Source organism: Soonwooa sp. (assembly GCF_032062245.1).
In the GTDB taxonomy this organism is placed as follows: Bacteria; Bacteroidota; Bacteroidia; order Flavobacteriales; family Weeksellaceae; genus Soonwooa.
The window spans coordinates 314,359-326,792 of sequence record NZ_DAMBQF010000001.1; the positions used below are offsets into that span (position 1 = coordinate 314,359).

Below are 12,434 nucleotides of genomic sequence, written 5' to 3' on the forward strand. Positions count from 1 at the left end.
AATTTGTCCTCCGAACCGTTTTATAGTTTTAATAAACATTAACAGTTGTTAGTTTTTATTATGTCTAAAAAGGAATAAAATTTGTATATTAACCTTCAAATAACATCTTATGAATAAAAATGTAGAAGTATTACTAGCAGGCGCTTTAGGACTATTCGCGATTGTTGGCGCAATTGCAGTAAGAAAGGTTTTAAAAGAAAAATCTTATATCGCAGACTATACAGATACACACAAATTATTTTCGAAAAAGTACAAAAATCAATTCACGGAACACGGAGATGGCATCGAAATTAATGCATTAATGTAAAGAATGACACTATATATTTGACCGAGCCAGCTTCGCAAGAGCTGGTTTTTTTGTGGAAAACTTTAAGTTAAAAGTCATTTTTATTTCGAAAATCTCTAATATTTTTACAATAGTTCTTGTTCAAAAAAAGAATTGATTTTCATTTAAATTAAATCCAAACTCAACAAAATGTCATCCCAAGCTCCCAAAGGTCAAGGCGCGCAACGCAACGTCAACAACAGATTCGACCGTTATACCTACGAGCCGGAAGAGGAAGATTTGGAAACGATGAAGACGCAGATTATTGAGGTTTTCCCAAAGACGATTCTTAATGTTGTCAAAAGTCCGGATCTTCCTTTGGACTATTCGATGAATCCTTACCAAGGTTGCGAGCACGGCTGTTCTTATTGTTTTGCTCGACCAACCCACGAATATTGGGGTTACAGCGCAGGAATCGATTTTGAACGAAAAATTATGGTAAAAAAAAAATGCAGCAGAACTTTTGGAGAAAACATTTCAGAAAAGAAATTATGTTCCAAAAACCATAATGCTTTCAGGGAATACCGATTGCTATCAACCTATTGAACGGCAATTCGAAATTACAAGAAGACTTTTGGAAGTCTGCCGCGACTATCGTCATCCAGTTGGTATCATTACAAAAAATGCTTTGGTGCTGCGCGATTTAGACATTCTAAAAGATATGTCGGAGAAAAATCTAGTTTCGGTGTCGTTGAGTATTCCAACACTTAATGAAAAGCTACGTCGTGTTATGGAACCAAGAACTTCGTCTGCTCAAAATAAATTAAAAGCCATCGAAATCCTTTCCCAAAACGGAATTCCCGTTAATATCATGGTTGCGCCGATTATTCCAGCATTGACAAGTGATGAGACTTTATCTATTCTAAAATCTGTTTCGGATGCTGGCGCAACAAGTGTTGGTTATACTTTGGTAAGGCTAAACGATACGGTTGAGCCTGTATTTGTGGATTGGTTGACAACGCATTTCCCAGATAGAAAGGACAAAGTCCTTAATCTTATTAAAAATATGCATGGTGGAAAATTGGGCGAAAAACGTTATTTCGAACGCTACAAAGGCGAAGGCAATATCGCCGAAATGATTCATAAAACTTTTGAAATTGGAAAAAAGAAATTCTTTGCAGGTAAAGAACGCGCCATACTTTCAACCGAAAACTTTACGGGCAGCCGAACGCAGCAACTTCGATTGTTTTAAACTAAATCCTTAACTTTAAGCAAGAATTTTAATTATGTCAAAACTTAAAATTGTTGGTCTTAACCTCGACATTGTTTGGAAAAATAAAACCGAAAATTACAAAAACATTGAACTTGCTTTAGCTAATGTTGAAGCCGATATTTTTCTTTTGCCAGAAATGTTTTCTACAGGTTTTTGTATGGATGCAGAAGAAATAGCAGACCGCAACAACGAAACACTTTATTGGATGCAAAGCTTTGGAAAACAACGAAATACAGCAGTTGCAGGAAGTGTTTCTATAAGCGAAAATGATAAATTCTATAATAGATTTTACTTTGTAAAACCTGATGGAAGTTTTGAGTTTTACGACAAAAAGCATTTGTTTTCTTATTCTGGAGAAGATAAAATTTATACTTCAGGTGATCAACGAAAAGTTATTGAATACAAAGGTTTTAAAATTCTATTGCAAGTTTGTTATGATTTGAGATTCCCTGTTTTTCAAAGAAATTTGGGCGATTATGACCTTATGTTAAATTTGGCGAATTGGCCAAACACTCGCGTCGAAGCTTGGAAAACTTTATTAAAAGCGCGTGCTATCGAAAATCAAGCTTTTGTTTTTGGTTTAAATAGAATCGGAACGGATGGCAACAATCTTAATTATGAAGAAAGTACTTTGGCTTTGTTTGCTGATGGCACCGAGATCTCGACAAGACAAAACAATCTAGTTATCGCCGAATTTGATTTGGACGAATTACAACAATTTCGAGACAGATATCCGTTCTTAAAAGATGCAGATAAGTTTGAATTAAAATAAAAAAATCCGGAAGCATGATCCGGATTTTTTGTTTATTGAAACTGCTTTAGAAGTGCCGTTAATCTGTTAACATCGTGGACGCCACTTTCTTTGTACAGCATTTCTCCTTTTTTGAAAATTGCTAAAGTCGGCACACCACGAACACCGTATTGATTAGCCAAAGCTGGATATTGATCCACGTCGACTTTTATAATTCTGGCACCCTCACCAATATTTTCTTTTACTGTTGTCAACACCGAAGATTGCACTTTACAAGGTTGACACCAAGTCGCAAAAAAATCGATAAGAACAGGTCTTTCAGAATCAATAATTTCTTGAAATTTTTGAGACATTTTATTTATAATTAATTGTTAATAAATTATTTAGCTTTACTTTCTTCTTGTATCGCTTTAACATTCTTCCAACTCGTCCCAGAATACACATTTTTAATTCCGTGTTTGTTAAGAAGTTCTTTTGCGGAAGCTGCTTGTTTTCCAGTATTACAGAAAACAACAATTTTATCTTTAGATTTTAAATCCTCAACTTGAGATTCTAAATCTTTTAAAGGAATATTAATCGCATCTTTTGCTGTTCCTTCCGAATATTGCTCCGGAATTCTAACGTCGATTAAAGTTGTTTGTGGGTCATTAACCAAAGATCTCATATCCACTTTTTGTTCAGACACATTTGCATTAGATACTGTTTGGCAAGATGTTAAACTTAATCCAACCAGCATCGACATCATCATATATTTCTTCATATTACAAAGTTTTAGACTGACAAACAAAATCTGTTGTCGCTACTTTTTCTGTTTTTTTAATTCCATTAAAACCTCCTTCAACTTCGGTAAAGTTTCTGATGCCTCGAGCATTGAAAATACTTGCAGCAATCATACTTCTATAACCGCCAGCACAATGTAAAAAGAAATGTTCTGTATCGTCAATGCTATCAACCCATTCGCTGATTTCGGCAAGCGGTCTGTGGTAGGCATCATTAATATGTTCTGCAGAATACTCTCCTATTTTTCTAACGTCAATAACTTTATCTTCTGGTTTGAAAGCTTCAGCAAATTCTTGCGGAGAAATTCTTTTAACCTCATCAATTTCTTTACCTGCATTTTTCCAAGCTTCGAAACTTCCGTCCAAATAACCCAAAACATTGTCAAATCCAACGCGACTCAATCTCGTAATAACTTCCTCTTCTGTCCCTGCATCACTAACCAAAATAATCGGTTGTTTAACATCAACAATCATCGCTCCTACCCAAGGCGCAAAATCGCCTTTCACACCAATATTAATAGAGTTTGGAATAAAACCTTTATGGAAATCTGCTGCACCACGTGTGTCCAAAATCAAAGCATCCGTATTTTCTGCAATCGTTTCAAAATCTTCAACAGACAATGGATTCTTTCCTTTTTTCATAACATCGTCAAAAGAAGCGTAACCGCCTTTATTCATCGCGACATTCATCCCAAAATATTTTGGCGGCGCCGAAAGTCCATCCAAAACTTCTGTGATAAAACTTTCTTTATCTGGTTGATTAAGTGCGTAGTTTGTTCGTTTTTGATTGCCTAAAGTATCAACGGTCTCCTTTTGCATATTCTTCCCACAAGCCGAACCTGCACCATGCGCTGGATATACTGTGATATCATCTGCAAGCGGCATAATTTTCTTTTGTAAACTGTCGTATAACAAACCAGCCAACTCTTCTTGCGTCATACTCGCAGATTTTTGAGCTAAATCTGGGCGACCTACATCACCTAAAAACAAAGTGTCTCCTGAGAAAATCGCTGTTTCTTTTCCGTTTTCGTCAATCAAAAGATAAGTTGTACTTTCCATGGTGTGACCTGGCGTATGAAGTGCTTTTATTTTCACTTTTCCGATTTCGAAAATTTGCTCATCGCCAGCAATAATAGCATCGAATTCTGGATTTGCTGTTGGTCCGTAAACAATTGGCGCACCCGTTTTTTGACTTAAATCCAAATGTCCAGATACAAAATCTGCATGGAAATGCGTTTCAAAAATATATTTTAGTTTTACTTTATCTTTTTCTAAACGTGCTATATAAGGCGATACCTCGCGAAGAGGATCAATAATTGCAGCTTCGTTTTCCGAAACTATATAATAAGCGCCTTGTGCTAAGCAACCGGTATAAATTTGTTCTACCTTCATATTTTCAGTTGTAAAATTTCTGTTTGTAGTGTTGCAAAAATCGTTCTTTAAACTTTAAAAATGTTAAAAATCAGGAATTGCAACAATCGATGTTGTCTATTTGGAATTAAAAAGAAGCTCTTACAGAATTTCTTTAATAGTATAAGACTGATTACCAAGATCTATCCTATCTCCAATTTTATGATTTTCTAAACTCTTAAATGCTGGAGCCTCTGTAGAAAAACTAATGACAGATTGGTTTTCAAACTCAAATTTTGGGACAGAAAGTCCGACAAAAACAATTACACCATCCAGCACGACCAAACTACCTTTCTCAATTTCATTGTGCGACAAATCTCTTTCAACCACCAAAAAGCTCATTTCGTCTTGGGCTTTATTTAGCAGCTGCTCAAAGCGAAGTTGCATATCTTTAGCTTGTACTTGTTGAGACAAGTCATCAGGATCAATCGTGTTGTCTTCTTCCAAATTTGAAGCCGTCACATATCTGTTAACTGAATATTCTAGATTATCAACTACTTTTTGTTGTTCATTGATAATGGCATCCATTATTGCTATTCTGTTCATCTTTAATTTTTTGGTATTTAACAAATTTAATAAAATAAAGCTAGATTAATATTGATTTACATCAAGCAAGCATTTTATTTATCCTTGCGTTTTTCAAATGAAATTATTTACCTTTATCTTTTTATTTAAATCCAAACAAATGGCGGACAAAGCAAAATTTATTGAAGAACTTAATTCCAGATATAGCCCAAAAGGCGAACATATTATTTTAGGAAAAGCCATGTTAGATGGTGAAGTGTTACCTGAAGTTAATGTAACTATCCCTCTGAAAACCATTAACAGACATGGTCTAATTGCTGGTGCAACGGGAACTGGTAAAACTAAAACGCTTCAAGTTTTTGCTGAACAATTGTCACATGCTGGTGTTCCGTCTTTGGTGCTCGATATTAAAGGCGATTTCTCAGGAATTGCAGAAGCAGGAACTCGAAATGCCATTATCGACGAACGTTATAACAAAACACAATTGCCCTACGAACCACAGGCTTTTCCAGTAGAATTGATGACAATCTCAGGCGAAAAAGGTGTTAAACTTCGTGCAACGGTAACAGAGTTTGGGCCGATTTTGTTAAGTAAAATTTTAGGATTAAATGACACGCAGCAAAGTATCATGTCCATCGTTTTTAAATATTGTGATGACAAAGGTTTGCCATTAATTGATTTGGATGATCTTAAAAAAGTTCTTCAATACGTCACTGACAATAAAGACGGCAAAGCGGAGTTAGCAGCGAGCTACGGATCGATTGCGCCAGCTTCTTTGGGAGCAATTTTGCGTTCTATTGTTGCTTTGGAACAACAAGGTGCAACTGCATTTTTTGGAGAACCAAGTTTTGACGTCCATGATTTGTTACAAACAAGAGATGGAAAAGGCGTCGTAAATATCTTAAGAGTAGCAAATATTCAAAATCAACCTCAGTTGTTTTCCACATTTATGCTTTCGCTTTTTGCTGAAATCTATATGACTTTCCCTGAAGAAGGCGACAGTGGGAAACCAAAATTGGTTTTATTTATTGATGAAGCGCATTTAATTTTTAATGAAGCTTCCAAAACGCTTTTATCGCAAATTGAAACGATGGTAAAATTAATCCGATCCAAAGGTGTTGGGATTTATTTTATCACACAAATTCCGGGTGATGTTCCAGAAAATGTATTGTCACAATTGGGTTTAAAAATTCAACATGCGTTAAGAGGTTTCACTGCAAAAGACAAAAAAGAGATTACAAAAGCGGTTGAAAACTATCCAACAACCGAATACTATAACGCTGCTAATCTGATTCAGAATTTAGGAATTGGTGAAGCTTTTGTAACCGCGTTGGACGAAAAAGGTATTCCGACGCCGTTGGTGCAGACTTATTTAATTTCCCCAGAATCGAGAATGGATGTCCTTAATGATGCCGAAGTTTCGGAACTGACAAGCAAATCTGCAATGGTTGCAAAATATGAGCAAAGCATTAATAAAGAATCTGCTTTTGAAATTTTGAGTCAAAGGATGAACCAAGCTGTTGAAGCTGCTACACCAACCCAAAAAACAAAACCGATAAAAGAAGAACCTGGCATGTTCGAATCTGTGATGAAATCGAGTGCGGGAAGAACCTTCACCAATACCTTGATGCGAGAAGGCGCAAAAGCGATCCTTGGGATGTTAGGCCTCGGTGGAAGAAGAAGATAAAACCCGTTTTTGGAAACGAAGAACTAGAATGTAGATGTATTCCGTAATAGATATAGAAAGTAATGGCGGGCCGTACCGCAAAGAAAACATCATAGAAATTGCAATTTACCGATATGATGGTCACGAGATTGTTGACCAGTTTATCTCTTTGGTTAATCCCGAAGCAGACATCACGTCTTTTGTGCAAAAACTGACCGGAATTACGCCAAATATGGTGAAAACTGCACCAAAATTTCATGAAATTGCGAAACGAATTGTAGAAATCACTAAAGATTCAACTTTGGTTGGACATAATATTGAGTTCGATTATCGAATGTTGCGTCAATCATTCAAAAGACTTGGTTACGATTTCAAAATCAACACTTTAGACACAATTCCTTTAGCGAAAAAATTAATTCCAAATGAAATAAGTTATTCATTAAGTAAACTTTGCAAATCGATTGGTATTCCGTTGTCGGAAGCGCATCGAGCAAGTGGTGATGCTAGAGCAACTTTAGACTTACTTAAATTACTGATTACCAAAGATAAAGATCACGAAATAATCGAGTCACAGTTTGAGGAAAGTAAAGCACAAAATTACGTCAACAAAATAAAAGAGCTAACTGAAGATTTGCCAGCAGATCGCGGTATTATTTATTTTCAAAACAAAGACGGGAAAATTATTTTCTACGATCTGGTAGACAACATTTATAAAGCAGCGAAAAAAGTGTTTAATTCTAATGCTAAAAAATTAAAAAGCATACAATCCGAAGTTGAGCAAATTCATTACGAATTAACTGGTAATGAAGTGATTGCACAACTCATTATGAAGACCAAAAATCTTAGTAAAGTTCAAAAACTAAGTTTTGGATTGTTTTTTAAAAACGGAAAATACAGCGTTGAAAAATTTAATAAAGAAACAGAACCGAAACCTTTTTTAAAATTCAAAAGTTATACGCAAGGGCTCAAAGCTTTGAGTTTTATTAAAAACCAACAAGAGCTTCATGATGTTATTAATCTTACAAAAAAAATCAATCTAAAATCACGCAACGAAGTTTGGACTTCACAAGGCAGACAACTTGGCGAGCGTGTTTTTATCGTTTTTGAAAAGGGAAAACTAAAAGGTTTTGGATTCTACGAACTTTATCATCAAATCCAAACTTTGGACAAAATCAACAAGTTGATTATTCCGATTTCTAGCGTTTCACCATATTTAAAAAACGAATTACAATTATCACTTCTGCGTGGTGACTTCGACATACAAGCACTTCCACAAGACTGATTTCAGGTTTAGTTTATATATTTCAAGTTTGTTTTGGTGTTTTTATCTAAAAATTACCGAAATTTGCACGTTTATTTTTTCAAAAAAATTTAGTTTAATCCAATGACCAATCAAGATTTATTAAAAATTGCTGACGAGTTCGGTACACCTGTGTATGTGTACGATGTAGAATCGATAAAAGTGCAGTACGAAAAGTTGACTGGTTCTTTCTCGAAGAACACACGATTTTTCTACGCTGCCAAGGCTTTGACCAACATTAATATCTTGAAATACGTTGAGAAACAGGGTGCTAATCTCGATTGTGTTTCGATCAACGAGGTCAAGCTTGGATTAAAAGCTGGTTTTTCATCAGACAGAATTCTCTTCACGCCAAATTGTATTGACATTACAGAAATCGAGGAAGCGATGGCCTTTAACGTCCATATCAACATCGATAACATTTCGATTTTGGAGCAATTCGGTAACAAACACGGTGGCAACTACCCTATTTTTATAAGAATTAATCCGCACATTTTTGCTGGCGGAAATTATAAAATTTCGACAGGACATATCGATAGCAAATTCGGAATTTCGATCCATCAAATGCGCCACATTGAGCGTATTGTAAAGTCAACAAACATCAATGTAGAAGGACTTCACATGCACACGGGTAGCGAGATTAAAGATCCAGATGTGTTTTTGCAAGGTTTAGAAATTATGTTCGAATTGGCTGATCATTTCCCAAATTTAAAATACATCGATATGGGAAGCGGTTTCAAAGTGCCTTTCCAAGATGGTGATCTAGAAACGGATGTTAAATCTTTAGGAAAAAAGGTTGACAAAGCGATGAAAGATTACACCAAAGAAACTGGAAAAGAATTCCAACTTTGGTTTGAACCAGGGAAATATTTAGTAAGTCAAAGTGGACATTTTTTAGTAAAATCAAATGTTATTAAACAAACAACAGCAACAGTTTTTGTTGGTGTTAACTCTGGTTTCAATCATTTGATTCGTCCAATGTTCTACGATGCTTATCACAAAATCGAAAATCTTTCTAACCCAAAAGGTCCAGAAAGAATCTACACAGTTGTCGGAAATATCTGTGAGACAGACACTTTCGCATGGGATAGAAAGCTGCACGAGGTTAGAGAAGGCGATGTCTTAGTGTTTAGAAATGCTGGTGCTTATGGTTTTGAAATGAGTTCAAATTTTAATTCAAGATTAAAACCAGCCGAAGTGATGTTCTTGGACGGAAAAGCAACTTTGATAAGAAAACGTGAAGAATTTGAAGATTTATTAAAAAATCAAATCGAAGTTTTGTAAATTAGAATTATGAAAAAAATAGCTTTAGTTTTTAGTTTGATTTCGGCTTTCTCTTTTGCGCAAACCGATGTTGAAGACCAAGCACCAGAAAGTATGGTAAGCTTGCAAACGGCACAAAATGTTATGACTTACGACCTGCGTGGTATTTATCAAATTGCTGATAAAACATGCGCTGTTGACCAAGGTCATACTTTTAATTCTGTAAAATATTCTGAGGGCGAACAACAATTAAGTACGGACCTTAAGAAAAGAATCAATCAATATCTTAATTCGGATGCTTATGCAGCAGACGGACATTTTTATATTGATTTAACCATCAGTAAATCTGGTGACATTAAGCAAATTAACGTTGGTCCAGATGTTCCTAATACACGTTATTTTTATGAAGATCTAAAATCTGCCGTAAAAAAACTAAAAGGAAAATGGATACCAGCAAGTTGCGACACAACGCCGATAGAATCTAAAGTGCGAGTTAAGCTACTTTTCGATTCTTTAGTTATTGACAACAATGCTAATTAATATAAAAGCTCGGTTAATCCGAGCTTTATTTTTTTAGTTCTACTAAATATTGATAATGATTATCTTCGAAAAGGACTTTCATTTCCCAGCCCAATTCTTCTGCAACTTCTCGCAATTTATCTTGGTCAATATATAACCATTTAAAGAAATCTGTTTTAAGATTTTTATAGGAATAAGCGCATTCTACTTCACCATAATAGCGTTCTGGCAAAATATCATGTTCGTACATATAGATCGTATCTGACGAGTCAAAAACCAATCTTCCATCTTCGTTAAGAAGTTCTTCCGCCTTTTTTAAAAACGTTTTTAGATTTTCAATTGTTCCGCAAAGTCCAATACCATTCATCAAAAGTAAAATCGTATCGTATTTTTCCTCTGAATTAAACTTAAAAAAATCGGCACAAATTACATGTTTTACGCCACGAGATTCCATAACTCCACAAGCCGAGGGCGAAATTTCTAATGCTGAAACGTCGAATCCTTTCACTTGCAAAGCCAAAGCGTGAGACCCTGCGCCTGCGCCAACATCAAGAACGCGACCTTCACAATTTTCTAACGCAATATCCTCCAATTCTGGCATTTCGACCTCATTGCGGAAATACATCGAAATCGGCATTTCTACTTTCGGACCAAATTGATCATGAACATAAAGTTTTGATTTTAATTTTTTTTCGTAAAAATCTTTGATGGCCAAGCCTGGAAGATCTGTCATAAACTGAATTTGAAAGTGTAAAAATACTCAAATCAACTGAAATTATCTATCGAAAAACAAAGCTTAAAACTCAAAAATGAAATAGCTTTGCAAAGAAATTTAATCTAAATGAAAACAACTCTCATAACCGGCGCAACGTCAGGAATTGGTAAAGCAACCGCTTATCTTTTAGCACAACAAAAGCATCAACTTATCCTTTGTGGACGAAACGAAGCTGCTTTAGAAACGATAAAAAACGAACTTTCTCAACTAACCGAAGTTTGCACCTTAACATTTGATGTTCGTGATCGCAATCAGGTTGAAAATGCTTTTAAAAACATTCCTGATCATTTTAAAAACATTGATATTCTCATCAACAACGCTGGAAATGCGAATGGTTTGGACTCTTTAGAAAACGGAGATTTGGACGATTGGGATGCGATGATAGATGGTAATGTGAAAGGTTTGCTTTATGTTTCAAAACAAGTTATTCCGCAGATGAAAACTAGAAACTCTGGACATATCGTGAACATTTCGTCTGTTGCAGCAAGACAAACTTACGCAAACGGCGTTGTCTATTGTGCGAGCAAAAAAGCAGTTGATACCATTTCCGAAGGCATGCGAATCGAGCTGACAGAATTCGGGATTAAAGTGACCAATATTCAGCCAGGTGCTGTGGCTACAGATTTTTCTAAAATTCGTTTCAAAGGCGATGAGGAAAGAGCTGCAACGGTCTACGCAGGTTACGAAGCTTTGAAAGCCGAAGATATTGCAGATGCCATTTCTTATTGTATTAATGCTCCTGATCGTGTTTCGATTGCAGAACTTTGCATTTATCCAAAAGCGCAAGCAGAACCAAGAACGATTTACAAAAAGTAATGATTTACAAATATTTAAGCTTATTTATTTTAGTATTTAGTTTAAGTCTATTTTCGGCACAAACTTTAGATAGAACTTTAGAAATTCAAGTCAGAACTTTGGACAGTTTGATGCAAACTAACAATCCTAATATTCTTAATTTGCTTGCTGAAGATGTTAGTTTTGGACATTCTAATGGTTGGATACAAAATATTCACGATTTTAAAAAAGATGTTATTTCTAAAAAAGTCGATTACAAATCTGTAAGCCAAATCGCATTAAAAGATTTTAAAACTTATAAAAAAACCGCTTCTATTCGCAGAATTGTTCATGTCGTCGGAACTTACAAAAGCTATGATTTTGCAATGGATTTGTCGGTTTTAGAAATTTGGATTAAAAAAGCTGGCGACTGGAAGTTGTGGTCACGACAAAGTGTGGAAATAAAAAACTAATTTTGACAAAGAATTTTACAAGATGACATTCGAACAAGATTTTAAGGACGCACTCGCCAATATTCCGGACAAGGAAAAGGATAAATTGATTTTAAGACTTTTAAAGAAGGATATTATTCTTGCTAAACGTCTTCAATACGAACTTTTGAGCGAAGAATCGGTTGAGGACAAACGCAACCAACTGCAAGAGATTCTTGACAAAAAAATTGAAAGCGCTATCAAACATTTTAAATCGCCAGGCTATCTGTCGATGGATGTTCGTTATATGAGCGGGATGATTACCGAACATGTCAAAATAACAAAAGACAAATTCGGTGATATTTGGCTTAACCTTTATATGTTGACGAAACTTGTCCCAAATCTGGAAGAACAACTCGCTTATTTCTCGAGAAGACAAGGCGAAAAATTCTACATTCCGGCTTTGGCAAGAATTTTTAAAATATTAATGGCGATTGTAAAACTGCATGAAGATGATCAATATGAGTTTAGAGAAAATTTACAAATTCTCGGGAACAGCATTGGCGACAACGACCACTTTATGATGACCGCGATGCATCACGGTCTAGACGTCAATTGGTTGACAAAAAACAACATTCCTGAAGATATTGCTGACATCCATAAAGAGATTAAAAACAATGGCTTTCTAAAGCTAAGTTAAACG

14 protein-coding genes and 1 pseudogene are annotated in these 12,434 nt (G+C 35.4%); 10 read left to right on the forward strand and 5 right to left on the reverse strand.

What is annotated here, in order from left to right; all coding sequences use genetic code 11:
* Window positions 1-109 precede the first annotated feature (109 nt).
* The 3 genes and pseudogenes from RT037_RS01420 to RT037_RS01430 all read left to right on the forward strand — a co-directional run bounded on the left by RT037_RS01420 (window position 110) and on the right by RT037_RS01430 (window position 2,310).
* The gene (locus RT037_RS01420) at window positions 110-307 is read left to right on the forward strand and encodes a hypothetical protein (protein ID WP_312322064.1); all 198 of its coding nucleotides are present in this window, start codon (window positions 110-112) and stop codon (window positions 305-307) included.
* Window positions 308-475: 168 nt separating this feature from the next.
* Window positions 476-1,517: pseudogene (locus tag RT037_RS01425) on the forward strand (PA0069 family radical SAM protein).
* Between the two features lie 34 nt (window positions 1,518-1,551).
* Entirely contained in the window at window positions 1,552-2,310 is a 759-nt protein-coding gene (locus RT037_RS01430; protein ID WP_313027470.1) for an amidohydrolase, read from the forward strand.
* Window positions 2,311-2,342: 32 nt separating this feature from the next.
* Here the strand turns inward: RT037_RS01430 and RT037_RS01435 are convergent, their stop codons facing one another.
* The 4 genes from RT037_RS01435 to RT037_RS01450 form a co-directional block, all read right to left on the reverse strand.
* Window positions 2,343-2,642, reverse strand: a complete 300-nt coding sequence (locus RT037_RS01435) for a co-chaperone YbbN (RefSeq protein ID WP_300673561.1) — start codon at window positions 2,640-2,642, stop codon at window positions 2,343-2,345.
* A 26-nt stretch (window positions 2,643-2,668) separates the two neighbouring features.
* Window positions 2,669-3,049 (reverse strand): rhodanese-like domain-containing protein, encoded by a 381-nt coding sequence (locus tag RT037_RS01440; RefSeq protein ID WP_313027475.1) that lies wholly within the window; start codon window positions 3,047-3,049, stop codon window positions 2,669-2,671.
* Window position 3,050: 1 nt separating this feature from the next.
* Window positions 3,051-4,460 carry an MBL fold metallo-hydrolase gene (locus RT037_RS01445; RefSeq protein WP_313027477.1) on the reverse strand — a complete coding sequence of 470 codons (1,410 nt, stop codon included), beginning with the start codon at window positions 4,458-4,460 and terminating at the stop codon, window positions 3,051-3,053.
* Window positions 4,461-4,580: 120 nt separating this feature from the next.
* On the reverse strand, window positions 4,581-5,024 hold the full coding sequence (locus RT037_RS01450) for a hypothetical protein (protein ID WP_313027480.1): 444 nt from the start codon (window positions 5,022-5,024) through the stop codon (window positions 4,581-4,583).
* A 139-nt stretch (window positions 5,025-5,163) separates the two neighbouring features.
* Between RT037_RS01450 and RT037_RS01455 the strand changes: the two genes are divergently transcribed.
* The 4 genes from RT037_RS01455 to RT037_RS01470 all read left to right on the forward strand — a co-directional run bounded on the left by RT037_RS01455 (window position 5,164) and on the right by RT037_RS01470 (window position 9,772).
* Entirely contained in the window at window positions 5,164-6,690 is a 1,527-nt protein-coding gene (locus tag RT037_RS01455; protein WP_313027483.1) for a helicase HerA-like domain-containing protein, read from the forward strand.
* 34 nt (window positions 6,691-6,724) lie between these two features.
* The gene (locus RT037_RS01460) at window positions 6,725-7,951 is read left to right on the forward strand and encodes a 3'-5' exonuclease (RefSeq protein WP_313027486.1); all 1,227 of its coding nucleotides are present in this window, start codon (window positions 6,725-6,727) and stop codon (window positions 7,949-7,951) included.
* 102 nt (window positions 7,952-8,053) lie between these two features.
* A complete protein-coding gene (gene lysA, locus RT037_RS01465; RefSeq protein WP_313027491.1) occupies window positions 8,054-9,253 on the forward strand; it encodes a diaminopimelate decarboxylase in 1,200 nt (399 codons plus the stop codon).
* A gap of 9 nt (window positions 9,254-9,262) precedes the next feature.
* Window positions 9,263-9,772, forward strand: a complete 510-nt coding sequence (locus RT037_RS01470) for a hypothetical protein (protein WP_312322054.1) — start codon at window positions 9,263-9,265, stop codon at window positions 9,770-9,772.
* A gap of 25 nt (window positions 9,773-9,797) precedes the next feature.
* Here RT037_RS01470 and RT037_RS01475 read toward each other — a convergent pair whose 3' ends face one another.
* Window positions 9,798-10,484 (reverse strand): class I SAM-dependent methyltransferase, encoded by a 687-nt coding sequence (locus RT037_RS01475; protein WP_312322053.1) that lies wholly within the window; start codon window positions 10,482-10,484, stop codon window positions 9,798-9,800.
* Window positions 10,485-10,592: 108 nt separating this feature from the next.
* Between RT037_RS01475 and RT037_RS01480 the strand changes: the two genes are divergently transcribed.
* Genes RT037_RS01480 through RT037_RS01490 form a run of 3 tightly spaced genes read left to right on the forward strand, consistent with a single transcriptional unit; the run spans window position 10,593 to window position 12,431 of the window.
* A complete protein-coding gene (locus RT037_RS01480) occupies window positions 10,593-11,342 on the forward strand; it encodes an SDR family NAD(P)-dependent oxidoreductase (protein ID WP_313027498.1) in 750 nt (249 codons plus the stop codon).
* Entirely contained in the window at window positions 11,342-11,773 is a 432-nt protein-coding gene (locus RT037_RS01485) for a nuclear transport factor 2 family protein (RefSeq protein WP_312322051.1), read from the forward strand. The genes RT037_RS01480 and RT037_RS01485 overlap by 1 nt, the downstream gene beginning before the upstream one ends.
* Window positions 11,774-11,795: 22 nt before the next feature.
* Window positions 11,796-12,431 carry a hypothetical protein gene (locus tag RT037_RS01490; RefSeq protein WP_313027503.1) on the forward strand — a complete coding sequence of 212 codons (636 nt, stop codon included), beginning with the start codon at window positions 11,796-11,798 and terminating at the stop codon, window positions 12,429-12,431.
* The last annotated feature ends 3 nt before the right edge of the window (window positions 12,432-12,434 follow it).

What these genes read in the sequence shown, in the direction of transcription:
- RT037_RS01420 (WP_312322064.1), top strand. Translation starts at nt 110, where the DNA reads ATGAATAAAAATGTAGAAGTATTACTAGCAGGCGCTTTAGGACTATTC.
- RT037_RS01430 (WP_313027470.1), top strand. Translation starts at nt 1,552, where the DNA reads ATGTCAAAACTTAAAATTGTTGGTCTTAACCTCGACATTGTTTGGAAA.
- RT037_RS01435 (WP_300673561.1), bottom strand. Translation starts at nt 2,642, where the DNA reads ATGTCTCAAAAATTTCAAGAAATTATTGATTCTGAAAGACCTGTTCTT.
- RT037_RS01440 (WP_313027475.1), bottom strand. Translation starts at nt 3,049, where the DNA reads ATGAAGAAATATATGATGATGTCGATGCTGGTTGGATTAAGTTTAACA.
- RT037_RS01445 (WP_313027477.1), bottom strand. Translation starts at nt 4,460, where the DNA reads ATGAAGGTAGAACAAATTTATACCGGTTGCTTAGCACAAGGCGCTTAT.
- RT037_RS01450 (WP_313027480.1), bottom strand. Translation starts at nt 5,024, where the DNA reads ATGAACAGAATAGCAATAATGGATGCCATTATCAATGAACAACAAAAA.
- RT037_RS01455 (WP_313027483.1), top strand. Translation starts at nt 5,164, where the DNA reads ATGGCGGACAAAGCAAAATTTATTGAAGAACTTAATTCCAGATATAGC.
- RT037_RS01460 (WP_313027486.1), top strand. Translation starts at nt 6,725, where the DNA reads ATGTATTCCGTAATAGATATAGAAAGTAATGGCGGGCCGTACCGCAAA.
- lysA (WP_313027491.1), top strand. Translation starts at nt 8,054, where the DNA reads ATGACCAATCAAGATTTATTAAAAATTGCTGACGAGTTCGGTACACCT.
- RT037_RS01470 (WP_312322054.1), top strand. Translation starts at nt 9,263, where the DNA reads ATGAAAAAAATAGCTTTAGTTTTTAGTTTGATTTCGGCTTTCTCTTTT.
- RT037_RS01475 (WP_312322053.1), bottom strand. Translation starts at nt 10,484, where the DNA reads ATGACAGATCTTCCAGGCTTGGCCATCAAAGATTTTTACGAAAAAAAA.
- RT037_RS01480 (WP_313027498.1), top strand. Translation starts at nt 10,593, where the DNA reads ATGAAAACAACTCTCATAACCGGCGCAACGTCAGGAATTGGTAAAGCA.
- RT037_RS01485 (WP_312322051.1), top strand. Translation starts at nt 11,342, where the DNA reads ATGATTTACAAATATTTAAGCTTATTTATTTTAGTATTTAGTTTAAGT.
- RT037_RS01490 (WP_313027503.1), top strand. Translation starts at nt 11,796, where the DNA reads ATGACATTCGAACAAGATTTTAAGGACGCACTCGCCAATATTCCGGAC.